This is a genomic window from Salinicola endophyticus (assembly GCF_040536835.1).
Lineage (GTDB): Bacteria > Pseudomonadota > Gammaproteobacteria > Pseudomonadales > Halomonadaceae > Salinicola > Salinicola endophyticus_A.
This window is the reverse complement of sequence record NZ_CP159578.1, coordinates 1,223,332-1,248,685: the sequence shown is the minus strand read 5'-3', so window position 1 is coordinate 1,248,685 and position 25,354 is coordinate 1,223,332. Positions and strand designations below refer to the sequence as shown.

Sequence of the window (25,354 nt, the reverse complement as noted above, 5' to 3'; positions counted from 1 at the left end):
GTCTCCTTTTGAGGATGTCGGTTCGCTCACCCCACCGGTGCGGGGCATGGCGATGATCTTGATCTGAAACCAGTCTAGGCGCTCATCAGTTAGCAATAAACCCGATCAAAGGCACATAATCATTGCTGCACAGCAATAATCGGGGAGACACCATGTCACGCTGGGAGGGGATCGAGGCGTTCGTCGCGGTGGTCAGACTGGGCACCTTCACCCGCGCTGCCGAATCGCTGAAGGTCTCAAGCTCGCATGTCAGCCGGCTGGTCAGTCAGTTGGAGCAGAGTCTCGGCGCGCCACTGCTCTACCGCACCACGCGGCAGATCCGTCTGACCGACGGCGGCGCGGTCTACTACGAGCACTGCCGTTCGCTGCTCGACGGCTTCCGCGAGGCCGAGGATGCGCTCAACGCGCTGCAGCCGCTGCCCCAGGGGCGCCTGGCGATCAGCTGCGCCACCACCTTCGGCGAGCGCTACATCGCGCCACTGGTCAACGAGTTCCACTGCCGTCATCCCCAGCTCGACGTCCAGCTCCACTTCACCAATCGCGCCGTGGCGCTGATCGACGAGGGCTTCGACATCGCCATTCGCATGGGGGTGCTCAAGGACTCCAGCCTGCTGGCCCGACGCCTGTGCGAACGTCGCGAATACGTGGTCGGCTCACCGGCCTACTTCCAGCACGTGTCGCCCCCGCACAGCCTGTCGGAACTTTCCCATCACAACTGCCTGAGCGGCTCGCGCGACAGCTGGCTGTTCCAGGTCGACGGCCAACAACGCGAGATTCGTGTCTCCGGTAACTGGCGCGGCAACTCGGGGCCGGCGCTGCTGGACGCGGCACGCCGCGGTATCGGCCTGGCCCAGCTGCCGGACTACTACGTCGAGCAGGCCATGGGCCGCGGCGAGCTTGTCTCGGTGCTGGACCGCTACCAGTTCACCGACACCGCGGTGTGGGCGGTCTATCCGCGCCATCGTCAGCTGTCGTCGAAGATCCGCCTGCTGGTCGATTTCCTGGTCGCGCGGCTACCCTCCACCATCGCCGGCTGGTCGGCAGGCGGGGTCCTCCGCGACATCGAGGAACCTGGGACAGAGACCTGACGGCAGCGATGGTGACCACCGCCTCAGTCGAGGGGCCCCTAGCGCCTCAATGGTTGAAGAAGTGGTCGATGCCGTCGTTGAGATAGGCGTCGCCGAACTCAGCCTCGCGGGCCAGCGCGGCCGGGTCGGGCAGCTCGATGCGCTGGCGCGAGCGCAGGACCAGCCCCTCCTCGCGGAAGGTGGTCAGGGTCCGACTGACATGCACCGACGATAGCCCCAGCGCGTCGCCGAGATGCTGCTGCGACAGCGGCAGACGGATGCTGTTGCCGTCGCGCGCGTTGGTGCGCTCCAGGCGCACGTACATCTCGTAGATCAGGTGGGCCAGGCGCTGACGCGCGCTGCGCCGGGCCAAGTTGACCAGCCGCTCGGTGAGCAGTGCCTGCTGGTGCGACGAGATGGCGAAGAAGATCGCCGAGAGGGTCAGCGATTCGCGAAAGACGTTGATCAGGCGACGATGCGGGAAGTGGCAGATGACGCCATCCTCGAGCATGGCGACGCCAGTGAGACGATCCTTGAAGGCGAACTCGCGCAGGCCGATGATGTCGCCGGGTAGGTAGATCTCGAGAATCTGACGCGAGCCGTCCTCCATATGCCGGAAGGAGTAGGCCCAGCCGCGGCTGAGAGTGCAGAACTCGCGCGCGCTGTCGCCCTCCTGCCACAGGATCTGATCGGCCTTGACCTCGCTCGGGCTCTTCTCCAGATCCGCCAGCAGCGCCTCGTCGTTCTCGGAAATCTCACCGTAGTGTTTGAAGTGACGAATGATGCAGCTGTCTTTGCTCATTTCCCTTGGCCTTGTGGTCTAACCCGCAACGTGGCGCGCGCCCCGCTTCCGTGATGACAGAGCACCATCATCACGGATCGCGCGACGCACACCAGACTGCCCCGAGAAGCCCCACGCACGGCCTGTGGCCGCGCCGACGCTCTCGCTGCAGGGACTCCTGGATTCAGGGATTTGATAGTGGCACAGCTCTAGCTCAATTTCCTTATCACTGTTGTTATCGCGCTCACCGACACCGCTGCCAGTGTGGCCACGGCCATGGTCCGGGCGCTCAGCACTCGATGGTGTTGACCGCCAGCCCCCCGCGCGAGGTCTCCTTGTACTTGTCCTGCATGTCGCGACCGGTGTCGCGCATGGTACGGATTACCTTGTCCAGCGAGACGAAGTGCTCGCCGTCACCGCGTAGCGCCATCTGGGCGGCGTTGATCGCCTTGACCGAGGCGATCGCATTACGCTCGATGCACGGCACCTGAACCAGTCCGGCGATCGGGTCGCAGGTCAGCCCGAGGTTGTGCTCGAGGCCGATCTCGGCGGCGTTCTCGACCTGTGCCGGCGTCCCGCCGAGCAGCTCGGCCAGCCCCGCCGCAGCCATCGCGCAGGCCGACCCCACTTCCCCCTGACAGCCGACCTCGGCACCGGAGATCGAAGCGTTGGTCTTGCACAGAATACCGATCGCCGCGGCCGCCAGCAGAAAGCGCACCACATCCTTCTCGCACGCCCCGGGCTGGAACTTCATGTAGTAGTGCAGCACCGCCGGGACGATCCCTGCAGCGCCGTTGGTGGGCGCGGTGACCATGCGCCGCCCGGCGGCATTCTCCTCATTGACCGCCAGGGCGAAGAGGTTGACCCAATCCATCGCCGAGAAGGTGCTGGCGATCAGCCCCTTGTCGTCGTCGAGCGCCATCAGGCGTCGATGCAGATTGGGCGCGCGCCGACGCACGTTGAGACCGCCCGGCAGTACGCCCTGCTGATCCAGGCCGCTGTCGACGCACGCCTTCATCGCCTCCCAGATGCGCCACAGTCCGGCGCGGGTCTCGGCCTCGCTACGCCAGGCGCTCTCGTTGGCGAGCATCACGTCGCTGATCGAGAGCTCTTCGCGGCGGCAGATCTCGAGCAGCTCCACGGCATTGCGGAACGGGAACGGCAGGCGCACGCCGCGGGTGGCACTCTCGCCGTGTTCGGCCTGCTCCTCGTCGACCACGAAGCCGCCGCCGACCGAGTAGTAGGTGTTGGCGTAGATCGTCGCGCCGCGGCGATCGCTGGCCACCAGACGCAGCGCGTTGGTGTGGTAGTCGAGGATCTCGTCGCACCACTCGACGTCGCGGGCGGGATCGAAGTCGATAGCGTGCACGCCGGCCAGCGACAGGCGGTGGTCACGCTCGACGGCAGCGAGCTTGAGCGCCAGCTCGTCGGGATCGACGCTCACCGGCTGTTCGCCCATCAGCCCACCTAGCACGGCGCTGTCGGTGTTGTGGCCCTTGCCGGTGGCGCTGAGGGAGCCATAGAGGGTGACCTGCACACGTTTGACCGGCTGCAGCAGCGCATGCTCGCGCAGCGTAGTGACGAAGGTGTGTGCGGCCTGCATCGGGCCCACGGTGTGTGAGCTGGAGGGCCCAATGCCGATCTTGAACAGGTCAAACACGCTGAAGGTCATGGTCGTCTCCCCTGGGAGCGTCGCACTGGAATCAGAAAGCGTCGTTGCGAGAACCGATGCTTGATGTAGTTTGACTTCAGTGTGCTCGCCAGTTACACCGGTCTCAATCGAATATATCTGCCCAGGGTTTTAGTCAGGCTAAATCATGGCCCAGTCACTCAATGCTCAGACTCACGCCTGGCTGAAGGTCTTCGCCGTCAGCGCCAGGCATCTCTCCTTCACCCGTGCGGCGGAGGAGCTGCACGTGACCACCGGTGCGGTCAGCCAGCAGATCAAGCAGTTGGAGGAGCGCTTGGGGTTCCGGCTGTTTCGGCGCTTGCCGCGGCAGCTGGCGCTCACCGAGGAGGGCGAGCGCCTGGCCGGGGTGGTGTCCCAGGCCTACGATGCGGTGGGGCTGGAGATCGACCGCCTGCGCGGCGGGGTGATGAGCGGCGTGCTGCGTCTGCGCTGCCTGCCCTCGTTCTTGGCCAAGTGGCTGATGCCGCGGCTGCCGCGGCTGCAGGCGCGGTTTCCCGACATCGAGCTGCACCTGAGCGCCGAGGACAGCAACCTGTCGCTGCTCGACGGCGGGTTCGATCTGGCGATCGATCTCAACGACGGCCACTACCCCGGGCTGCAGACCTCGCCGCTGATCGACGAACGCATCTTCGCGGTCTGCTCGCCGCAGCTGCTGCGCCGGCGCCCGCCGCTGACCCACCCCGATGCGCTGGGCTACTACCCGCTGCTGCATGATGTCACCGCCTGGCGCGGCAGTCACGACTATGCCGAATGGGAACACTATCTGGCGGCGATCGGCGGCGAACACGTCAATGTCCGCCGGGGCTACACCTTCAACCGCAATCAGCTCACGGTGGAGGCGGCGATCTCCGGGATGGGCGTGGCAATCGCCCGGCGCACCCTGATCGGCGACGAGCTGGAAAGCGGCCGCCTGATCGCGCCCTTTGCCGGCTCGGTCGCCACCGGCAAGCGCTACGGCCTGGTCTATCAGCAGGGCGCCCTCGACGACCGCCGCGTTCGCGCGATCCACGACTGGCTGGTGGAGGAGGCAGAGCGCGGCCGGAGCACGGAGCAATCACTCAGCGACGCAGCTGAGGGGCAGTAGGCGAGAAAGAGTCGTGGAGAAGAAAGCCACTCCACGCAAGACGCCCGCACGACACGCCCATTGTGTGCGCCATCAGCGGGCGCAATGTGTGGGCGAGACGTGCGGGCGTCGCGGGTATTCGGCTGGAGCGCGGCCAGTGCCGTGGCCTGGGTTGTGCCGTGACCTACGTTGTGCCCTGGCTTGGCTGTGCGCTGGCTTAGTTGTCGACCACCTTGGGCGGGTCGATCTCGAGTTTCTGCGCCGCGATCACCGCCTGGGTGCGGGAGTGCACGCCGAGCTTGCGCAGAATGGCGGTGACGTGGGCCTTGATGGTGGCTTCGGAGACGTTCAACTCGTAGGCGATCTGCTTGTTGAGCAGCCCCTCGGTGAGCATGTTGAGCACGCGAAACTGCTGCGGCGTGAGCGAGGCGATCGCCTCGGCGAAGCGGGCGTCCTCCTCATTGCCCTCGCCCATGGCATCGGCCATCTCGGCGGGCAGCCACACTTCCCCTTTCAGCACTTCACCGATCGCCTCGGCGATGGCGTCGAGCGAAGCCGACTTGGGAATGAAGCCGGAGGCGCCGTAGTCGATGGCGCGACGTACCACGTCGAGCTCTTCACTGCCCGAGACCACGGTGACCGGGATATCCGGCATCTGTCCGCGCAGCTGAATGAGCCCGGAAAAGCCGTGCGCCCCCGGCATGTGCAGATCGAGCAGGATGAGATCGGCATCCGGGTGACGCGTCACCACCTCGGTGGTCGCTTCCATGGTATCCGCTTCGACGATTTCCGCCTGAGGCGATACCTGGCGCAGCGCCTGATTGAGCGCCGCCCGGAAGAGTGGGTGGTCATCGGCAACGATGAATTTCTGGGCAAAAGCCATTGAATCTCCTCCGGGACTGTCGAAACGTCGAGCGAGTTCGGGGCATGTGGCTCGTCAACGGACAAAGTGGTTCAACTTTGGATTAATGGCATGTTACCCCATGCAATCGTCGATTCCCAAGCCTCAAATCGAGGCGTGAAAAAACTGCCGTCTGACGCCGCTGTGGGGCACGCCTGGACGCTGGAAACCCGGCGTAAAAAGCCGCTCTCCCAGCCACAAAGAAGGGGAATCACTCGCACTACCGGCTTAACCCAGGATAACGCCGATACCCCTACTTTATCCGCAACGCTCGGATTAAAAGCGCGGATATCGGCATCACCCTGAATCACTCATTTAATCATACAGATGAAAACCGGACTTCCCGAGAAGTCCGGTGTCTACACCTATTCACGACTTGATATGGCGGTTCTCGATCAGATCCTCGACCACGCTGGGATCGGCCAGCGTCGAAGTATCGCCGAGACCGTCGCACTCGTTGGCCGCGATCTTGCGCAGGATACGGCGCATGATCTTGCCCGAACGCGTCTTGGGCAGCCCCGGCGCCCACTGGATCACATCCGGCGTGGCGATCGGTCCGATGTCCTTGCGCACCCACTGCTTGAGGGTCTGCTTGAGCTCATCGCTGGAATCGACATCGTCGTTGAGCGTCACGTAGACGTAGATGCCCTGCCCCTTGATGTCGTGGGGATAGCCCACCACCGCAGCCTCGGCCACGTCCGGATGGGCGACCAACGAGGATTCGATCTCGGCCGTGCCCATGCGGTGGCCGGAGACGTTGAGCACGTCGTCGATACGCCCGGTGATCCAGTAATCGCCGTCTGCATCGCGGCGGCAGCCGTCACCGGTAAAGTAGACGCCCTCATAGGTCGAGAAGTAGGTCTGCACGAAGCGCTCGTGATTGTTCCAGATCGAGCGCGCCTGGCCCGGCCAGGAGTCCAGAATCACCAGATTGCCGTCGGTCGCCCCTTCGAGGCGATTGCCGTCGTTGTCGAGCAGTGCCGGCTGCACGCCGAAGAACGGCTTGGTCGCGCAGCCCGGCTTGAGATCGGTGGCGCCCGGCAGCGGCGTGATCATGTGCCCGCCGGTCTCGGTCTGCCACCAGGTGTCGACGATCGGGCAGCGCGAGTTGCCCACCACGCGGTAGAACCAGTCCCACGCCTCGGGATTGATCGGCTCGCCGACGGTACCCAGCACGCGCAGCGTCTCGCGCCGGCTGTCGTCCATGATGCGCTCGCCGTGGGCCATCAGCGAGCGGATCGCGGTGGGCGAGGTATAGAGGATCGAGACCTCGTGCTTGTCGACGATCTGGCCGATCCGGCCATGGCTCGGGTAGGTCGGCACGCCCTCGAACATCAGCGTGGTGGCACCATTGGCCAGCGGCCCGTAGACGATATAGCTGTGGCCGGTGATCCAGCCCACGTCCGCGGCGCACCAGTAGACCTCGCCATCGTGGTAGTCGAAGACGGCGCGGTGGGTCAGTGAGGCGTAGAGTAGATAGCCACCGGAGGTATGCTTGAGCCCTTTCGGTGTGCCGGTGGAGCCGGAGGTGTAGAGGATTAACAGCGGGTCCTCGGCGTTCATGGTCTCCGCCGGGCACTCCTCGGACTGCGCGTCGACCTGCTCGTGGAACCACTGGTCGCGGCCTTCGTGCCAGGCGATCTCGCCGCCGGTGCGCTTGACCACCAGCACATGTTCGACCACATCGGTACCGTCGCGGGTCAGCGCCGCGTCGACGTTGTCCTTCAACGGCACCTGCTTGCCACCGCGTACCGACTCGTCGGCGGTAATCACGATGCGTGACTGGGAGTCGACGATACGCCCGGCCAGGGCATCCGGCGAGAAGCCGCCGAACACCACCGAGTGCACCGCGCCGATACGCGCGCAGGCGAGCATTGCCATCGCCGCCTCCGGCACCATCGGCATGTAGAGGGTGACGGTGTCGCCCTTGCTCACGCCCATCGCCTTCAGCGCATTGGCCAGCTGCGATACCCGGGCATGCAGCTGGCGATAGGTGATCACCTTGTGGTCGGAAGGATCATCGCCCTCCCAGATGATCGCGGTCTGATCACCGCGGGTCTCCAGGTGGCGGTCGAGGCAGTTGTAGGCGACGTTGAGCTCGCCATCTTCGAACCAGCGAATATCGACGTTGTCCGAGGCGAAGGAGGTGTTCTTGATACGTGTCGGCGGGCGGCTCCAGTCGAGCGCCTGGGCCTGCTCACGCCAGAAGCCCTCGGGGTCCTCGACCGACTGGCGATAGAGTGTTTCGTAGCGCTCGCGATCGATCCAGGCCTTGTCTGCCAGCGTCTGGTCGACAGGATAGACCCGCTGCTGCTCGCTCATGGCGATCTCCCCTTTTATTCGGATTCGAGACTTTTACTCGGATTCAACGGTCGACGCGCCGACTTCCGACGACCCGCACAACCCTCGCTGTAACGGTGAAAGCTCAATCAGCTCAATGTGATAGCGGATCGGCTACGAAGACCGCCAGCATATAACGCTGGTGACGGTCACCCCCTATTAGACCTTCGTCTGATCTCAACCTAGATCACTCGACGAGTCGCAGCCAGTGGCGGTCAGCCAATCCCTGGTGCCACGGCTAGTCGGCTTCGTGGCCTGTGTCGTACCCGAGATAGTCCAGTTCACCGCGGCAGCGGCGGCAGCGGTAGCGGGTGCCGCGCTGGGCGCCGGCGTGGCGCCGCGCGCTGAAGCGGTGGGGCTGCGTGCAGCGGCAGCGATAGAGATAGGGCATGGGGCTGGCCCGGGCCACGTCGAAACGGTGGGTGACGGTCGGCGCCAGCCCGTAGAGACCGCGCATCACGCGCTGCCACTCGGGCCCATGGGGCCGAGCGCGAAGCCCCTCGTCGAGATGGAACACCAGCCAGTGGGCCATCTCGTGGGGCACGATCTCATCCATGAAGGCGACCCGATTCTCGTCGAGTAGGGTGGCGTTGAAGCGCAGCCCGCCGCGCTGATAGTGCGCCTGCCCGGCGCTGCGGCCGCGCAGGTCGAACCAGATCTGCGGGCGCGGCAACCCGGGGTGGACCTCCCGCGCCAGTTGCCAGGCGCGTTCGGCGCGCGCGACCAGGGCCTGCTGCAGGGCAGTGCGATCCAGCCGCGCCAGGGCGTGCGGATCGGCGGGATCGAGTGCGGGCTTGCGCGTTGACGTTGAGAGCGAAGTCATGAGGTGGTCGCGTGGCATGGCTGAGTATCGATGACGGCGGTCGCTCGGGTCGATCGCTGCGGGCAGGCGATGAGCGGGACGCCGATGGTAGAATGCAGTCAACGGCAGGAGGCGTCCAGCGCCCCCGCAACGTGATTCTTTATCCCAGTCCAGGAGCCCTCATGTCCGACGACCACGACGACGCCATCGCCAGCCATCCGCCGCTGGACGATACCGGCTTGGCGAGGCTCGACGAGCTCCTCGCCCCCGAGCATCTTGGCGAGGAAGCCCCCGATGTGGTCAGCGCCCACGGCTTCCTGGTCGCCCTGGCCGTGGCTCCCCAGTCACCGCCCCAGGCGCAGTGGCTGGCGGAGCTGTTCGAGACGGCACCAGCGTTCGCCGAGCTGGAAGCACGCGACGAAGCGGTCGCCCTGATGGAGACCCTGACACGCCAGGCTGGCGATATCCTTGAACGCGGCGAATGGCTGGAGCTGCCATTCGACACCGAGCTCGACGACGACGGCGAGATGGCCGCCGCCATCGAGGACTGGTGCGCGGGTTTCATGCAGGCCGTATTCCTCGACGAGGCGGCCTGGTTCGCCCAGGACGAGTCCCACGTCGCCGCCCTGCTGCTACCCTTCATGGCGCTGTCGGGACTGTTCGAGGAGGAGCCGGAAATAGCCGAGATGGTCGCCGACGAGGCGCAGTTCAGCGCCCTGGCCAACCAGTTGCCGGAGCTGACCCTCGACCTCTACCTGCACTTCCGCGTACCGCCGGAAGCCCCCAAGCGCGGTCCGGGCAAATCGGGCGGGAAAAAGGCAGGCGGGAAAAAGGCAGGCGGCGCACGCCAGGGTAATGCTCGGCAGCGCGGCAGCAAGCGCTGAGACATCTCTACTTGAGCCGCGTCATCCAGGCGTTGAGGGTGCCGAACGCCCACTCGCGCACCCGCTGCCACCAGGGACGGCGACGCCAGGAGGCGGCGTCGATTCGCTGACTGGCGGCGAAGTTACGCTGGAACAGCTCGGCGACCTCGGTGGCGAAGGCGCTGTCCTCGATCTCCTGGTTGGCCTCGAGATTCCACTGCAGGCTCCAGTGGTCGAAGTTGCACGACCCCAGTGAGACCCAGTCATCGACGACACAGAACTTGGCGTGGATGAAGGTGGGCTGGAACTCGTAGATCTGCACGCCGGCCTTGAGCAGGCGCCCATAGAAACGCTGCCCGGCGTAGCGGATACCCGGATGATCGTGATGCCCGCCGGCGAGCAGCAGGCGCACGTCGATGCCGCGCCGCGCGGCCTGGGCCAGCTGGCGACGCAGGCTCAGGGTGGGCACGAAATAGGGCGTGCACAGCCACAGCCGCCGGCGCGCGGTGGAGATGCGCCCGTGGAGCGACAGCCGGATCGCCTGATAGCGGTGGCCACGCCCGGAGATCACCCGCCCGCGTGCGCCCTCCCCGGCATTCGTCACCGCCTCCGGCGCCGGCGGCAGGCGCGGCGAGAGCCTTGCCCGCGAACGTCCGCCCCGGGTCAGCGGCGAATCCCACACCTGTGCGAACAGCCGCATCCAGTCATGGACCACCGGCCCCTCGACGCGCACCGCCACCTCGTACCAGGCATCCACGAACTCGTCGACGATGCCGAAGCCGCCGGTGAACGCCACCTCGCCATCGACCACCACCAACTTGCGGTGGTCGCGCATCAGATTGCCCCCCAGGCGCGTCACCGAGAGCGGGTTGAAGAACCGCAGCTCGACCCCGGCGGCGCGCAGGCGCTGGCGGTCACGCCGAGCAAGCCCCATGCTGCCGACGCCGTCGAGCATCATTCGCACCGCCACGCCGCGGGCCACCGCCGCCTCCAGCGTGTGCAGGAAACGTTCGGCCAGGGCACCGGACTCCATCAGATAGAGCTCGATCCACAGCTGCTCGCGCGCGCCTTCGATTGCCGCCCGCATGGCTGGCCAGAAGCGCTTGCCCTCCGGGAGTAGCTCGAAGCGATTGCCGCTCTTCCATGTTGCGCGCATGCCATTTCCCGCCGCTGGTATCGGCCCCGATTGACGCACGTTTCGCCGCGCCAGAAAAGAGCCGTCCCCGCTGCCGCCGCCCGCACGAGTCCGAGATACCGCGCGCCATCGTCGGCGCCGGCGGATATCGCTATACTCATGAATTTGCGAGGGCTTCACGCATGCGGTCATTCAGCGGCGCGGGTCGACTGTGGCATCGCCTGAGTGGCGGCATCGTACGCCGCTGGCTCGGCTTCCGCCTGATCGAACCCGACCCGGTATCCCTCGATCCCGAGCCGGTCACGCTCTACGTCATCCCGCACCCGGCGCTCAGCGACGAGCTCGCGGTGGCTCAGTTGACCCGCAAACTGGGGCTACCCGACGCCGGCCGCCGGGTCGAGCTGAATGGGCTCACGCTGCCGGCCTGCCTGCCGTTGCCGCGTCTGCGCCGCACCTGGCGCGGCGTCAAGCGTCAGGGCGCCGAACCGCTGGGCCCATTGCTCGCCGCTCTCGAACAGGACCCCGACCTGGATGTACAGCTAGTGCCGGTGAGCGTGTTCTGGAGCCGCGCCCCGGGCAAGGATTTCGGCTTCTGGAAGATGCTCGCCGCCGATGACTGGGCCTGGAGCGGGCGTCTGCGACGCCTGCTGTCGTTGATCGTCAACGGCCGCCACCTGGAAGCCCACCTGGGCGAACCGATCCACCTGCGAGCGCTGCTCGACGACCCGCAGACCCGACTGACCCAGCGCACCCTCGCCCGCGTGCTCCGGGTCCACTTTCGCCGCGTCCGCGCCCGGGTGCTGGGCCCCGATATCTCCCACCGCCGTACCCTGGTCCGCGGCGTGGTGGGCAGCCCGGCGGTGCGCCAGGCGATCGACGAAGCCGCCTCCGCCAACCGCAGCAACGCCCTCAAGGAGCGCAAGCGCGCCGAGCGCTATGCGCGCGAGATCGCCTCCAACATGTCCTACCCGGTGCTGCGCTTTCTGTATGAACTGCTCAAGCGGCTGTGGAACCGCCTCTATGATGGCGTCGACGTTCACGGCCTCGAAGCGGTCAAGGCGATCGCCGGCGAGCGCACCCTGGTCTACGTGCCCTGCCACCGCAGTCATATCGACTATCTGCTGCTCTCTTACGTGCTCTACCGCGAAGGCTTGATGCCCCCGCACATCGCCGCCGGGCGCAACCTCGACATGCCGCTGATCGGACCGCTGCTGCGCCGCGGCGGGGCCTTTTTCATGCGCCGCAGCTTCAAGGACAACCGGCTCTATGCCGCGGTATTCAACGAGTATCTGCACCGCCTGATCGCCCGCGGCCAGCCGGTCGAGTACTTCATCGAGGGGGGGCGTTCGCGCACCGGTCGCATGCTCGACCCGCGCCCCGGCATGCTGGCGATGACGCTGCGCTCGTTCGTGCGCGACGCTACCCGCGACGTCGCATTCGTCCCGGTCTACATCGGCTATGAGAAGGTGCTCGAGAGCAACGCCTATCTACGCGAGCTGCGCGGCGGCAGCAAGAAGAAGGAGTCGCCGCTGGACCTGCTACACGTGCTGCGCCATCTGCGCCAGCCCCACGGCCGGGTTGCAGTCAACGTCGGCGAGCCACTGTCGCTGACCGATTTTCTCGATGGCCTCGCCCCCGCCTGGCGTGAGGAGCGCAGCCAGCCCCGTCCCGAGTGGCTCAAGCGTGCGGTCCCGCAGCTGGGGCGCACACTGGCCGAGCGCATCAACGATGGCGCCACCGTCAACGCCGTCTCGCTGGTGGCCATGGCCCTGCTGGCGACACCGCATCACACCATCGAATCCGATTTGCTGGCGCATCAGGTGGCGCTGCTGGTGCGGTTGCAGCAGCGCGTGCCGGGCAGCGCACACTGCCGCCTACCCGCGGGCGACGCCGCCGCCTGGATCGACCAGGTGGTCGCGCTCGGCTTCATCCAGCGCCGCCCTCAGGCGCTGGGCGAGTTGATCAGCGCCACGCCCGAACAGGCCACGTTGCTTACTTGGTATCGCAACAACGTACTGCACCTGTTCACGCACTTCGGGCTGGTGGCATTCGCCTTCCGCAACAATTCGGCGTTCTGCCTCGATGAGCTGGACACATTGCTGGCGCCGGCGTGGCCGCTGATCGCCCGCGAGCTCAACGCCCGTGAGGTGGCAGAGCATCGCCAGCATCTGGCAGCGACCCTCGACGCCCTGAGCGCCGAGGGGCTGCTCAAGCAGAGTGACAGCGAGTGGCGCCGCCAGCCCGGACACCTGGAAGCCAGCGAGCAATTGCGTCTACTCGGCCAGCCGATACAGCCGACGCTCGAACGCACCTACCTGCTGCTGGCCTCGCTGCTGCGTTACCCGAGTGGCGAACTGACCCGTGAGACGCTGGAGGAGCACAGCCGCCAGCTGGCTGAACGGCTGACGCTATTGGCCGGCCTCAACGCGCCGGAATTCTTCGACAAGCGGCTCTTCTCGGCGCTGCTGGAAACGCTGGAAGTACAAGGTTGGCTGCGCGTGGAAGCGGATCGGCTGCAATACGACGAGGCGCTGATGCGCGCGCAGAAGCGCAGCCGCACGCTGTTCGACCCGGAACTGCGCCACCGGCTGGTGCGACTCACCCGGCAGTGAACCGGGTCAGCACGCGTGCCGCTCATACGCTCGTTCCAGCAGGTATTGAAGCTCTATTCAGTCTCCTTATGTGCACACTGATGCCTCCCTGTTCGGGACTGCACCGCGTGATGTTGGAAGCCGGCTTCCCTGGCACTTTATCGAAAGTCGATAAGCGCACTCATAATAAAGGCGCAAAATTTATGGGGTTGAATGATCTTTGCCGAGCTGCCGTCAGCCTGGCGATGACATCCACCCTGCGGTGAAAAAGACGCGAGAAAACGGCAAGAAAAGACGTCATGAAAGTCGTCGGATCTAACCTACGGCGACCCAGGAAAAACTCGGAACAGCGCAGGAAAAGCCCCAAATGGCTATCAGGCAGCACCGGTTAGACGGACGACAATAGCAGCGACATCAGGCAAGCAGCGGCATCGAGATCGATGGCACCGGCTACGCAGGCCGGAGAGAGAGAGTAGTCGAGTTCGCTGACAGACAGACACGAAAAAGCCGACCCAAGGGTCGGCTTCGTTCGAACGAGCGGCCATAGCCGCTCGCGTCGGGTATCGCTTAGAAGCTGTAGACAGCACCCACAGCGACGCCGTTGCCCACATCGTGGGTACGGTCGTACAGGGCGCCTTCAACGAAGGTGTACATCGCCGGCGAGATGTTGTAGGTCGCGCCGAGGATGAATTCGTTGAAGTTGTCGTCGCCAGCGTAGTTGCCATCGCTGTCGACAGCACCACGGTTGGTGGCGATAGCAACGTTCTCGTCAGCGTCGACGTACTGGTAGGAACCGTAGAGGTCACCAGCGAAGTTGTCGGACAGGGCGTAGCCGTAGCGTGCGCCGACGGCGTAGCGCATGATGTCGCCGCTTTCACCGTTGATCTTGAGGTCGCTGTCTTCGACTTTGGCCGACAGACGCAGCGTGTCGATGGTGTACTGCGCGGTCACACCGTAGGCTTTGGCCTCGACCTTGTCGCCAGTCGTGTCGTTGGTCAGCTGATAGTTGTCCAGATCATCGTAGACAGCAGCGACAGAGAACGCACCCACGGCGTACTTCAGACCACCGAAGAACGAAGCGTTGGAGCCCTGGTTGCTGTAATCATTAGTCTCGAACTCGTCTTCCGCGTCGCCCTTGTACTGGGTACCAACGGCGAACTGCAGGCCAGCCCAGACCGGAGACATGTACTGGAACTTGTCGCCTTCACGGTCAGCTTTAGCACCACCAAGAACGCCATTGTTACCGTAGATGCCGCCCAGGTCGCTGGTCGAATCGGTGTTATCGAAGTATTCGTTGTTGGAGATCGGATCCTGGACCCAGTCGTCGATCAGCGGATCCCAGGAGCCCAGACGAACGTCACCGAAGTTGCCCTTCAGACCCAGGTAAGCCTGGTCGCCACTTTTCAGGCCACCGTTGATCTTCTCTTCGTCGGCGTCGTGCTCGAACTCGGCCTTGAAGTAGCCGGTCAGGCCCGGGTTGATGACGTGCTGGCCGGAGAAGCCGACGGTGGAGCCGTTGTCGAACAGCTCGTCTTCGGAATCGGAGCCAGTGATACGGCCAGCAGCGTCATAGCTACCAGTCTCGATGGACTTGTAGGCGATCTGGATGTTGCCGTAGATGTCGAGCTGCGTGCCGTCCTGGTTGTAGACAGTCGCCGCCTGAGCCGCAGCGGAGGCGCCCAGGGCACCGGCAATAGCAGTCGCTAAGAGCGTCTTTTTCATCGCGATAGGTTCCTTAACTAGCTTACTGTTCGATCGTGTCTGCAGATGCAGTCGGCTTCGGTGCCTTCAACCAGCCTCGTCACGCGAACGAATGACGGCTGCGGAACTCTGAAGCCTTGTTATTGTCCAATGCTCGCCGAGAAACCATATACTGGACGTGTGGCGAACGCAACAAGAAAAAAACACTGTTTTCGTTGCTCGCCGCACGGACCATGACGGCCTTGGCGCTCATACTTTGCGTCATCATCGACGGCTGAGAGACATCATCACGCTAGCGCCGAGCGATGTCATTTCAATGACATGGGCGCAACACCCAGCGGCGGATGCGCCACGCCGGGCGCACCATAGCGCCCGAGTCGGCCTGGCAAAATACGACGAAAGTGTTATCTCGTTTGGCATGACGCGGCCGACACTCATGGCCGCGCTTGTCACAGCGCCTTCAGCGGATCGCTACCCGGTTTCAGCTATCATGACGGCCATGCTTGGCCAGCAGCTCGCCGATCTTGCGGTCGAGCTTGTCGGCGCGCTGGCGCGTCTCCTTCACCTGCTGTTTCTTCTGCAACGCTTCCAGCTGGCGCTTGGCGTGCTTGGCCTCTTCGGCACTGACCACGTCGCTGTCCGCGCCCTGCAGATCGACCCGGCGCGCGCCCTCACGCACCGACTTCAGATAGCGCGGAAGGTGGACATAGCAGGCCAGCGCCCGCCGCACCAGCTTCTCGGGCCAGGGCTCGCAGGCGCAGAGATCGAGATGGATACCGGTCTTGAGCGGGCGGGTATGTCCCTTGAAGAACGCCTTGGGGTAGCGCTTGTACCATTGGGCCAGCAGCGCATGCGGCGAAGGCGCCTCGTGCTCGGCGCCGAATGCCAGCGTGCTCTGGGCAGAGCCCGAGTCAGTAGGCTCGGCACCGCCTGCGCCATTCGAGTCCCCGGCTGGATCGGTACTTGCCCGCGGTAGCGAAGACGCTGATGCAGCGCTCGCCGAGGCGGATTCCGGAGCGTCACTGGCGCCGGACGCCAGCGTCGCACGTGGCGCAGATGCCACCGGCTCGGTTGGGGCCTCCGGCTCAGCGGAAACCTCGGTTGGCGCGGGCGGTGTCGAGGTGAGGCGCTGCAGCGGCGAAGGCCCCCGCCGCGAGGCTTCGTCGGTACCCTCCTCCCGCGGCCGCGAGCGGCGGAAAGCCAGATTGCCCAGGCCGCGCACCCGGGTGCCGCCGTCGGGATCTTCGGGATGGGTGTGGCCGCCGGCGATCAAGGGGTCGAGTTCGGCCAGCGCCAGCAGACGCTCCTTGAGCGCGCGATTTTCCGATGCGAGCGTCCTGCTGCGTTCCCGCTCGGCCTCCAGCGCCGCCTGGCTGGCATCGATCTTGCGCTCGATCTCCGCCAGCAGCGCCTGTGTTCGTTCCGTCAACACGGCCTGACTCCTCCCTCGCTTGTGCGGCGACCCACGCGTCGGGCGCGCGGATCGTTCAGACTCAGCCAGCGCTTCCCGCCCGGCGGTAGTGGACAAAAGCATAATCCGGTTGGCCCGGCTTGGCAGCCCCGGGCTCGCGCTCGACCTCTTGCCACTCGGCGGCGTCGAACGCGGGAAAGTGTGCGTCGCCGTCGAGCGTCACCGCGACCTCTGTGAGGTAGAGACGCGATGCCACAGGCAGCGCCTGGGCATAGATCTCGCCCCCGCCCATCACCATGATCTCGTCGGCACCGTCGATCAATGCCTGATGGTCGGCGAGCGCCAGCGCCGCGGCCAGATCGTGGCAGACCCGAACACCCGCGTGGCGATAGCTCGACGAGCGCGTGATCACGATATTCAGTCGTCCGGGCAAAGGCCGCCCGATCGATTCGAAGGTCTTGCGCCCCATGACCAGCGGCTTACCTAGTGTCAACGCCTTGAAGTGCTTGAGGTCCTCGGGCAGATACCAGGGCAACTGGTTGTCCACGCCGATGACCCGATTCTGCGATAGTGCGGCGATCATCGCCACCGGGGTATCGAGCTCGGCGCGCGAGGCGCTGTCGGGGGGTAAATCACTCATACGGCAATGGGCGCCTTGATCGCCGGGTGGGAGCGGTAGTCTTCGATCGCGATGTCGTCGAAACGGAACGCGAACAGGTCATCGATCTCGGGGTTGAGTCGCAGCCTCGGCAACGGCAGCGGCTCGCGGCTGAGCTGCAGCCGGGCCTGGTCGAGATGATTGAGATAGAGATGCGCATCACCCAGGGTGTGCACGAACTCCCCCGGCTCGAGACCACAGACCTGCGCCACCATGTGGGTGAGCAGCGCGTAGCTGGCGATATTGAAGGGCACCCCGAGGAAGATATCGGCACTGCGCTGATAGAGCTGGCACGACAGCCGACCCTCGGCGACGTAGAACTGGAACAGCGCATGACACGGCGGCAGCGCCATCTCGTCGACCAAGGCCGGATTCCAGGCCGAGACGATATGCCGGCGGGAGTCCGGGTGGCGGCGGATCTGCTCGACCACCCTGGCGATCTGGTCGATCGACTCGCCGTCCGGCGCCGGCCAGCTGCGCCACTGATAGCCGTAGACCGGCCCCAGGTCGCCGTTGGCATCCGCCCACTCGTCCCAGATGGTGACGTTGTGCTCATGCAGATAGGCGATGTTGGTGTCGCCACGCAGGAACCACAGAAGCTCATGGATGATCGAGCGTAGATGCAGCTTCTTGGTCGTCACCAGCGGAAAACCCTGGCTCAGATCGAAGCGCATCTGATGGCCAAAGACACTCAGCGTGCCGACACCGGTGCGGTCGGCTTTCTCGATGCCGCTATCCAGCACCCGTTGCATCAGATCGAGATAAGGCCGCATGGGGCTCGCACTCCTTGACTAGCGGCACCGCGGGCCGATGACGACAGCCGCGCGGCGCTTGAAATCGAATGTCTCGCGCGTCGGGCGCCGCGCGCCCAGGCATCGCTGCCCGCGCGGGCGACGCCAGACACGTTCAGTCGGCGGTGCGCTCGCCGCGGGCGTCGTCGACCGCATTACGGCGCGACCATCCCACCAGCGCCGCGCCGGCCAGGATCATCGGCAGCGACAACAGCTGCCCCATGGTCAACCAGCCAAAGGCGATGAAACCGAGCTGCGGATCCGGCTGACGGAAGAACTCCGACAAAAAGCGGAAGCAGCCGTAACAGATCAGGAAGAGCCCGGAGACGAAACCGCGCCGGCGCGGGGTCAGCGATACCAGCCAGAGAATGGTGAACAGTACCACACCCTCAAAGAAGAACTGATATAGCGATGACGGATGCCGCCCCTGCCCCCCCATCCCGGGGAACACCAGGGCCCAGGGCACGTCGGTGACGCGGCCGGGCAGCTCGTGATTGATGAAGTTGCCGATACGCCCGGCGCCCAGCCCGATCGGCACCAGCGGTGCGACGAAATCGGTGAGCTGGAAGAAGGCCAGCCCGTGCTTGCGGGCGAACAGCAGCGAGGCGATCAGGACCCCGATCAGGCCGCCATGAAAGCTCATACCGCCATCCCAGACCTGGAACACCCACAGCGGGTTTTCGATCAGGCGGTCGAATCCGTAAAACAGTGCATAGCCCAGGCGCCCACCCAGCACTACGCCCAGCGCGCCGTAGAACAGCATGTCGCCGATATCATCGGGCTTGAGCCCTAGCCTGGCGGCGCGCAGACGCCCCAGCCACCAAGCACCGACGAAGCCGACGACATACATCAGCCCGTACCAGTGAACCTTGAGAGGTCCCAACGAGACGGCGACGGGATCGATATCGGGATAGGCCAGCATGCGCGCTCCTTCGGCAGCAGGGGTCGAGATCGCCGGTCAGCCCAGCATCAGCTTGAACCCGACCACGATCAACAGGAGGGCAAAGATACGTCGCAGCACCTTGGCAGGCAATGCGTGGGCGACTTTCACTCCCACCCGGGCCATCGGCACGCTGGTCACCATCAAACCGAGAAACGCCGGCCACATCACGAAACCGGTCGCCCCGCTCGGCAGCCCGGCTTCGCCCCAGCCCACCACGACATTGGTCACGGTACCGATCAGCGCGATCGGCAGGCCGATGGCAGCGGAGGTACCCACCGCCTCGGTCATGTGCTGGGTGAAGCGCGACAGCCACGGCACCGACATCACCCCGCCGCCGACCCCGAACAGCGTCGAGACACCGCCGATCACCGCGCCCGCCGCGGCCATCGGCCAGCGCTGGGGCTGACGACCCTGGGTGGCCGGCGGACGCGACAGCAGCATCTTCAGCGCCATGACCAGGGCAAAGACACCGAACAGCCGCGTCAGCGCCGCCCCGGGCAATGCCGAGGCCAGCAGCACGCCGAGAATACCGCCGACCAGCAGGCCCGGAATCATCAGCCGCAGCCAGTCGCGGCGCACGCTGCCCCGGCGCCAGTGCCCCCAGGCTGAGGAGGCGCCGGTGACGACGATGGTCGCCAGCGACGTCCCCACAGCCAGATGCGCAGTCACAGCCGGGTCGACCTGCTGGGCGAGAAAGGTGAAGACCAGCGCCGGCACCATCACGATACCGCCACCGATACCGAAGACACCCGCCAGCAGCCCGGCGATGGCGCCCACCAGCAGATAGATGAGGACAGCGGTCAGCATCGTTCTACCCCGCGTTCAGGCACTGAATGAGCGATCTCGCCGGGAGGCGCTACCAGCGCGGGGTCTCGAGACATGCGGTCGATCCTTGGGTGTGACATCCGGGGGCGGGAAGTAAATAGCCTGCTCATGTTACGCTGCCAGTTTGCCGCTGTCATGGCTGCCGCTGCCAGGGCAGCCCCTGGCACCATCCACGCTGCTGGAGTCGCACCATGTGTCTGATCGTCTTCGACTGGCAGCCGGATAGCGATCGGCCGCTGCGTCTTGCCGCCAACCGCGACGAGTTCCACGCCCGCCCCAGCGCCGCCCTGCACCACTGGCAGGATGCCCCGCTGCTCGGCGGCCGCGATCTCGAAGGCGGTGGCACCTGGCTGGCCGCCACCCCCGGCGGGCGCTTCGCCGCCCTGACCAACGTGCGCGATGCTCATCTGGCGACACCTGCGAGAGCCCCCAGCCGCGGCGAGCTGGTGACCGCCGCCCTGCAAGCGGCCGAGCCGCAGCGCTGGCTCCAGAACCTGGCCACCGCTGGCGCCCAGCGCTATGCCGGTTTCAATCTCCTGCTACGCGTTCATGATCGACTCTGGGTACTCCACCACGGCCGCGACGAGACCACCCTCAGCGAGGTCACGCCCGGCCTGCACGGGCTCTCCAACGCCGCGCTGAATACTCCCTGGCCCAAGCTGGTGCGCGCGCGAAAGGCGCTACGACAGGCTCTTGCCGATGGCGATTGGCAGACCTCGATGTGGCAGGCCATGCATGACACCCGCCCCGCCGCCGACGCCGAGCTGCCCGATACCGGCGTCGGCCTGGCGACCGAGCGCCGACTATCACCCATCTTCATCGTCGGGGAGACCTACGGCACCCGCGCCACCACGCTAGTGAACGCAACGGCGAACGGTGTCATCGAAATCGCGGAACGCCGCTACGCTGGCATGGGCGTGCCGGAGGGAGAGCGCGTGAGCGAATCAGTGTCAGCCTAGCCACAGACTCCGGCGCGAAGACTCGTCAATCCTGCGGCGGTAGCAGATGCGCAATCTGCCAGTCGGAGAGCCGCTGGCGCAGGTGGGCGCGCACCGCCGCGGTGGTCGGCAGGCCCAGCGTCTCCTGCACCAGCGCCTTGGCGTCATCGAGCCCGACCCGGCGGATGGCGGCCCGCACCCGAGGCAGGCTCGGCGCGTTCATCGACAGCGCGTCGAAGCCCATGCCCATCAACAGCAGCGCCCCGGAGGGGTCTCCCGCCAGCTCGCCGCACACCGAAGCCGGCACGCCCAAGGTCTGGCTCTCGGCGGCGAGCCGCGACAGCGCGTTGAGCACCGCCGGGTGGCAGGCATCGTAGAGACTGGCGACGCGGGCATTGTTGCGATCCACCGCCAGCAGATACTGGGTCAGGTCATTGCTGCCGACGGAGAAGAAGTCGACCCGCTCGGCCAGCGCCGCGAGCTGATAGAGCGTCGCCGGCACTTCGATCATCACCCCGACCTTGGGCGAGGCCACCTCGATGCCATCCTCGGCCAGCTCCTGACGCGCCCGCGACAGTAACCGCAGCGCCGTATCGACTTCGTCGACACTGGTGATCATCGGCAACAGAATGCGCAGATTGTCGAGCCCGCGCGACGCCATCAGCATGGCGCGCAGCTGCACCATCAGTACTTCGGGATGATCCAGTGTCACCCGAATGCCACGCCAGCCGAGGAAGGGGTTGGCCTCGTTGATCGGAAAGTAGGGAAGATCCTTGTCGCCGCCGATATCGAGGGTGCGCATCACCACCGGCAGCGGTGCGAAGCTCGACAGCTGCTCATGGTAGAGACGCGTCTGCTCCTGCTCGCTGGGAAAGCGCTCGTTCATCATGAACGGCACTTCGGTACGATAGAGCCCCACGCCGCTGACCCGTGACTTGAGCTGTGCCACCGCATCCACGGCGAGCCCGGTATTGACCAGCAGAGGCATGGCGTGGCCGTCCGGCGTCTGGCTGGGCAGGTGCTGCTCGTGCTCGAGCACTTCGGCTAGCGCCCGCTCCTCCTTGATCAGCCGCGCGTAGCGCTGCGCCAGCTGAGGGTCGGGCCGCACGAAGAGCCGTCCACGATGGCCATCGAGAATCGCCTTGGCCCCGTTGATCCGCGGCAGCGGCAGATCGACCATTCCCAGCACCGTAGGAATGCCCATGGCCCGCGCCAGTATCGCCACGTGGGAATTGCTCGACCCGCGCACCGAGACCAGCGCCGCCAGGCGATCCTTGGGTACCTCGCCCAGGGTCGCGGCGCTGATCTCGTCGCCGACCAGAATGGTGTTCTCGGGATAGGTGGAAGCGGTCCGCTCGCTGCCCTCCTGCAGGTGCGCGAGCACCCGCCGGCCGAGATCGCGGATATCGGCGGCGCGCTCGCGCAGGTAGCCATCGTCGACCCGTTCGAGGTACTGGGTATGGCGTCGGACCACGTCGGCCAGCGCGCCCGGGGCCCACTGCCCCTCACGGATGCGCTTCTCGACCTCGTTGCCCAGCGCGGCGTCGCCCAGCATCTGCTGATAGACATCGAACAGCGCCAGCTCCTGGGCCGAGATGCGGCTGGCCAGCCGCGCCCCGGCTTCGCGAATCTCCTCGCGCACATGGGCGATCGCCGCCTGCAGATGGGCGACTTCGGCCTCCGGATCGGTGGGAATCAGGTCGGGCACGCTGTCGAGATCGGCCGGCGGCGCGATCACCACGATCTCGCCGATCGCCATGCCCGGTGAGCCCGGCGCCCCGGAGAACATGGCCTGGCCATCGGGCTCGGCGCGGCGATTGAGCGCGCCGGAGACCAGCGCATGCGCCAGCACCCCGGCGAGCTGGGCCGCCATGGTCACCAGGAAGGCCTCGTCACCCTCGTCGAAGCGGCGTTTCTCCTGCTGTTGCACCACCAGCACGCCGAGCATGCGGCGCTGGTGGATGATCGGCACCCCGAGAAAGCTGGAGAAGCGCTCTTCCCCGGTCTCGGCGAAGTAGCGAAAGTGTGGATGCGCCGGGGCGTCCTCGAGGTTGAGCGGCTCCTCGCGCTGCCCCACCAGGCCCACCAGCCCCTCGCCCAGCCCAAGCGCTACCACCCCCACCGCCTGGGTGCGCAGGCCGATGGTATCCATCAGCACCAGCCGTTCGCGCTCGCGATCGAACAGGTAGACAGAGCAGACGTCGGTGCGCATCGCCTTGCGGATGCGCCGCACCATGGTGGCGAGCGCGGCATCCAGGCTGCGGGCGCCGTTGACTTCCTGAACGATGCGGCGAAGGGTATCGAGCATGGGCCTTTTTCTTGTCTGCGAGGCGATCCTCGTGGTGGCATCGAGACGGCCCGCTAATGCTGGGCCGCCATGGTGTTCGCGCGGGCTAGGCTCTTATACGAAAGCTACCTGATACGACAACTACCTGCGCTCGGATCAACTCGCTGTCAGGTCACCTCGTCCAGCGCCAGACGATGAAAGTCCGGTGCCAGTTCGCGCAGGGCGCGGCGGTAGACCTCGCGCTTGAACGAGACCACCTGCCCCAGAGGATACCAGTAACTGACCCAGCGCCAGCCGTCGAATTCCGGTTTGGGCGTGCTGTCGACGCAGACTCGGCTGTCATGGCAGCGGATCTTCAGCAGAAACCACTTCTGCTTCTGGCCAATGCACAGCGGCTTCGAGTGCGTTCTCACCATGCGCCGTGGGAGTCGGTAACGTAGCCATCCTCGCGTACAGGCCACCACATCGACATCATGGGACTTCAACCCAATCTCCTCCTCCAGCTCGCGGAAGAGTGCCTGCTGCGGTGACTCATGGGCCTTGATACCGCCTTGCGGAAATTGCCATGCTTCCTGACCCGCCCGACGCGCCCAGAGCAGTTGGCCGTCACAGTTGGCGATGATGATGCCAACGTTCGGCCGAAAGCCATCGGCGTCTATCACGGAGTTCACCTTAACTCAATTGTCGTTGAAACCATTCTTCCACAAAGCGAGAAAGCGCATCAATAAGAGGGTGTTTACAAATTCGACGAGCGAAGGCAAGACCGGGGCGCGTAGCTAAGGCGAAATCGGCCGAAGAAAGGACCGGGCTGGCGTTCCAGTTTACAAGGGTAAATGAGTATTTTGACCGGGCTCGCGTACGAGGTCGATTTCAACGCCGTATTGTCGAGCGCAGGCATTTTGTAGACACCCGCTAAGCGTACTGGGCAAAAGCCCTGGCCAGCGTCCTGACGCCGACCGCCAGAGATGCGCACGCGCCCGGCCCCGGCATGGGCAAGTGTCGGGGAGTTTGCGATACTGCCCGGCGTCGCCAGCGCGACCCGACCGTCATGTCATCCTCACATCATCGCCACTTACCGGGAGCCAACCTTGAGTCTGGCCATTTTCGATCTCGATAACACTTTGATCAGCTGCGACAGCGACCACGCCTGGGGCGAGTTTCTCATCGAGCAGGGCGCGGTCGACGGCGATGCCTACCGCCAGGCCAACGATAAGTACCTGCGGGACTATCAGGCGGGGCAGCTCGATATCATGGCCTACCTGGCAATGGCGCTCGAGCCGCTGACCCGGCACAGCGAAGAGCAGCTCAACGCCTGGCACCAGCAGTTCATGGCGTGCAAGATCGAGCCCCACGTGCTGCCCCAGGCCGAGGAGCTGCTCGCCTGGCACCGCCAGCGCGGCGACCATCTGCTGATCATCACCGCCACCAACCGCTTCATTACCGGGCCCATCGCCCGGCGCCTGGGCGTCGACGATCTGATCGCGATCGAGCCCGAACGCGACGGCAAGCGCTACACCGGACGCGTGGCCGGCATCCCCAGCTATCGTGAAGGCAAGGTGACAAGGCTCGAGCAGTGGCTCGAGGAGCAGCCCGCGCTGACCCTGGATGATGCCTGGTTCTACAGCGATTCGATCAACGATCGCTTTCTGCTCGAGAAAGTCCCCAACCCGGTGGCGGTCGACCCCGACGACGCTCTGCGTAGCCTGGCCGAGGAGCAAGGCTGGCGCGTGATCACCCTGCGCGACTGAAGGGCAAAAGCCGAGGAGTAAGAACCGAGGGGTAGCCGAGAAGCGAGACCGGGAAGGTGGACCCAGGGGTCAAATCGAGGGAAGAGAACCGAGCAGGCGAGACAACCGATCATCGAACGCGATTCGACCGACCGCCTCGGGCGCCGCACCCACGGCTCATGTCCAAGAGCCAGGCCGCGGCATTGAGAGACCCCGGAAAACCGATCTGGCAGGCGCCGACGGCAGCCAGCGCCCCTAGCGGAGATGACTAGTGAGAATCGGAGCGCCCGGCCAGCAGTCGAGGACGGGCGCAACAGCGCGATTCAGGAGGAGACGGGGTTGGCCTGACGCTGGCCCGTCGACTCGCCATTCGGTGCGTGCACCGCATGGACCCGGGCGATCAATTGATCTTCGAGGCCGAAACGCTCCACCAGCCCCGCACCCAGGCGCTCGAGCCATGCCGGCAGGCGCGCGGTGTGGTGCTGACAGCGCGTCGGCGTGGCGTAGTCGTTGTCGAAATCGAGCACTAGCTGGGTCGAGTCCTCGACCCGCGCCAGCAGCTCGTCGGCCAGCGCCAGCGCCTCGTGGTCATCGAAGGCCTTCGCCTCCTCGCGCAGCTGCGGGTAGATCTCGAAGTGACCGGCGCTGATGTAGTCCATCAGCGCTTCGCTGAAGGCATCGATACGCGCCTTGGTGACCGCATCGAGATCGCTTTCGCACACCTCGCGCAGGTCGACCAGGGTCACCAGCATGTCGTAGCGCTGCTCGAGCCAGCGATCGATCAGCGAATGGACCCCGCCCCAGCGCTCCTGCGCCGTCTTGCAGTGCTCCAGCATGTAT

21 protein-coding genes are annotated in these 25,354 nt (G+C 65.4%); 6 read left to right on the top strand and 15 right to left on the bottom strand.

Going from position 1 to position 25,354, the window contains the following annotated elements:
• The first annotated feature begins 152 nt into the window (after positions 1–152).
• The gene (locus ABV408_RS05720) at positions 153–1,088 is read left to right on the top strand and encodes a LysR substrate-binding domain-containing protein (RefSeq protein WP_353981493.1); all 936 of its coding nucleotides are present in this window, start codon (positions 153–155) and stop codon (positions 1,086–1,088) included.
• 46 nt (positions 1,089–1,134) lie between these two features.
• Here the strand turns inward: ABV408_RS05720 and ABV408_RS05715 are convergent, their stop codons facing one another.
• Together ABV408_RS05715 and ABV408_RS05710 are read right to left on the bottom strand one after the other, a co-directional pair.
• Positions 1,135–1,869, bottom strand: coding sequence for a Crp/Fnr family transcriptional regulator (locus ABV408_RS05715; RefSeq protein ID WP_353981492.1), 735 nt, complete (start codon positions 1,867–1,869; stop codon positions 1,135–1,137).
• 268 nt (positions 1,870–2,137) lie between these two features.
• Entirely contained in the window at positions 2,138–3,520 is a 1,383-nt protein-coding gene (locus tag ABV408_RS05710; RefSeq protein WP_035474926.1) for an L-serine ammonia-lyase, read from the bottom strand.
• Between the two features lie 145 nt (positions 3,521–3,665).
• Here ABV408_RS05710 and ABV408_RS05705 point away from each other — a divergent pair, with 145 nt between their 5' ends.
• The gene (locus tag ABV408_RS05705; RefSeq protein ID WP_353981491.1) at positions 3,666–4,622 is read left to right on the top strand and encodes a LysR substrate-binding domain-containing protein; all 957 of its coding nucleotides are present in this window, start codon (positions 3,666–3,668) and stop codon (positions 4,620–4,622) included.
• A gap of 196 nt (positions 4,623–4,818) precedes the next feature.
• Here the strand turns inward: ABV408_RS05705 and ABV408_RS05700 are convergent, their stop codons facing one another.
• From ABV408_RS05700 to ABV408_RS05690, 3 genes are all read right to left on the bottom strand, one after another.
• Positions 4,819–5,484 carry a response regulator transcription factor gene (locus ABV408_RS05700; protein WP_106418338.1) on the bottom strand — a complete coding sequence of 222 codons (666 nt, stop codon included), beginning with the start codon at positions 5,482–5,484 and terminating at the stop codon, positions 4,819–4,821.
• Positions 5,485–5,871: 387 nt separating this feature from the next.
• Entirely contained in the window at positions 5,872–7,824 is a 1,953-nt protein-coding gene (gene acs, locus ABV408_RS05695; RefSeq protein WP_353981490.1) for an acetate--CoA ligase, read from the bottom strand.
• 256 nt (positions 7,825–8,080) lie between these two features.
• A complete protein-coding gene (locus ABV408_RS05690) occupies positions 8,081–8,665 on the bottom strand; it encodes a SprT-like domain-containing protein (protein ID WP_353981489.1) in 585 nt (194 codons plus the stop codon).
• A gap of 161 nt (positions 8,666–8,826) precedes the next feature.
• Between ABV408_RS05690 and ABV408_RS05685 the strand changes: the two genes are divergently transcribed.
• On the top strand, positions 8,827–9,528 hold the full coding sequence (locus ABV408_RS05685) for a YecA family protein (RefSeq protein WP_353981488.1): 702 nt from the start codon (positions 8,827–8,829) through the stop codon (positions 9,526–9,528).
• 7 nt (positions 9,529–9,535) lie between these two features.
• Here the strand turns inward: ABV408_RS05685 and ABV408_RS05680 are convergent, their stop codons facing one another.
• A complete protein-coding gene (locus ABV408_RS05680; protein WP_353981487.1) occupies positions 9,536–10,663 on the bottom strand; it encodes a phosphatidylserine/phosphatidylglycerophosphate/cardiolipin synthase family protein in 1,128 nt (375 codons plus the stop codon).
• Positions 10,664–10,824: 161 nt separating this feature from the next.
• On the opposite strand from ABV408_RS05680, the gene plsB reads away from it, so the two are divergent.
• Entirely contained in the window at positions 10,825–13,254 is a 2,430-nt protein-coding gene (plsB, locus tag ABV408_RS05675; protein WP_353981486.1) for a glycerol-3-phosphate 1-O-acyltransferase PlsB, read from the top strand.
• Positions 13,255–13,800: 546 nt separating this feature from the next.
• Here the strand turns inward: plsB and ABV408_RS05670 are convergent.
• From ABV408_RS05670 to ABV408_RS05645, 6 genes are all read right to left on the bottom strand, one after another.
• Positions 13,801–14,955 carry a porin gene (locus tag ABV408_RS05670; protein ID WP_353981485.1) on the bottom strand — a complete coding sequence of 385 codons (1,155 nt, stop codon included), beginning with the start codon at positions 14,953–14,955 and terminating at the stop codon, positions 13,801–13,803.
• A gap of 460 nt (positions 14,956–15,415) precedes the next feature.
• Entirely contained in the window at positions 15,416–16,363 is a 948-nt protein-coding gene (locus ABV408_RS05665) for a ProQ/FINO family protein (RefSeq protein ID WP_353981484.1), read from the bottom strand.
• A gap of 64 nt (positions 16,364–16,427) precedes the next feature.
• A complete protein-coding gene (locus tag ABV408_RS05660) occupies positions 16,428–16,985 on the bottom strand; it encodes a dihydrofolate reductase (RefSeq protein WP_353981483.1) in 558 nt (185 codons plus the stop codon).
• A complete protein-coding gene (locus tag ABV408_RS05655) occupies positions 16,982–17,776 on the bottom strand; it encodes a thymidylate synthase (protein WP_353981482.1) in 795 nt (264 codons plus the stop codon). The genes ABV408_RS05660 and ABV408_RS05655 overlap by 4 nt, the downstream gene beginning before the upstream one ends.
• 133 nt (positions 17,777–17,909) lie before the next feature.
• The gene (lgt, locus tag ABV408_RS05650; protein ID WP_353981481.1) at positions 17,910–18,716 is read right to left on the bottom strand and encodes a prolipoprotein diacylglyceryl transferase; all 807 of its coding nucleotides are present in this window, start codon (positions 18,714–18,716) and stop codon (positions 17,910–17,912) included.
• Between the two features lie 36 nt (positions 18,717–18,752).
• Positions 18,753–19,544, bottom strand: coding sequence for a sulfite exporter TauE/SafE family protein (locus ABV408_RS05645; protein ID WP_353981480.1), 792 nt, complete (start codon positions 19,542–19,544; stop codon positions 18,753–18,755).
• Between the two features lie 209 nt (positions 19,545–19,753).
• On the opposite strand from ABV408_RS05645, the gene ABV408_RS05640 reads away from it, so the two are divergent.
• Positions 19,754–20,521, top strand: coding sequence for an NRDE family protein (locus ABV408_RS05640; RefSeq protein ID WP_353981479.1), 768 nt, complete (start codon positions 19,754–19,756; stop codon positions 20,519–20,521).
• Between the two features lie 25 nt (positions 20,522–20,546).
• Here the strand turns inward: ABV408_RS05640 and ptsP are convergent, their stop codons facing one another.
• Positions 20,547–22,808 carry a phosphoenolpyruvate--protein phosphotransferase gene (ptsP, locus tag ABV408_RS05635; RefSeq protein ID WP_353981478.1) on the bottom strand — a complete coding sequence of 754 codons (2,262 nt, stop codon included), beginning with the start codon at positions 22,806–22,808 and terminating at the stop codon, positions 20,547–20,549.
• A gap of 146 nt (positions 22,809–22,954) precedes the next feature.
• Positions 22,955–23,449: an RNA pyrophosphohydrolase gene (locus ABV408_RS05630; RefSeq protein WP_353982202.1), complete on the bottom strand. Its 495-nt coding sequence runs from the start codon at positions 23,447–23,449 to the stop codon at positions 22,955–22,957.
• A gap of 426 nt (positions 23,450–23,875) precedes the next feature.
• On the opposite strand from ABV408_RS05630, the gene ABV408_RS05625 reads away from it, so the two are divergent.
• The gene (locus tag ABV408_RS05625) at positions 23,876–24,535 is read left to right on the top strand and encodes an HAD family hydrolase (protein ID WP_353981477.1); all 660 of its coding nucleotides are present in this window, start codon (positions 23,876–23,878) and stop codon (positions 24,533–24,535) included.
• Between the two features lie 302 nt (positions 24,536–24,837).
• Here the strand turns inward: ABV408_RS05625 and rsd are convergent, their stop codons facing one another.
• Positions 24,838–25,350, bottom strand: coding sequence for a sigma D regulator (rsd, locus tag ABV408_RS05620; protein WP_353981476.1), 513 nt, complete (start codon positions 25,348–25,350; stop codon positions 24,838–24,840).
• Between the last annotated feature and the right edge of the window lie 4 nt (positions 25,351–25,354).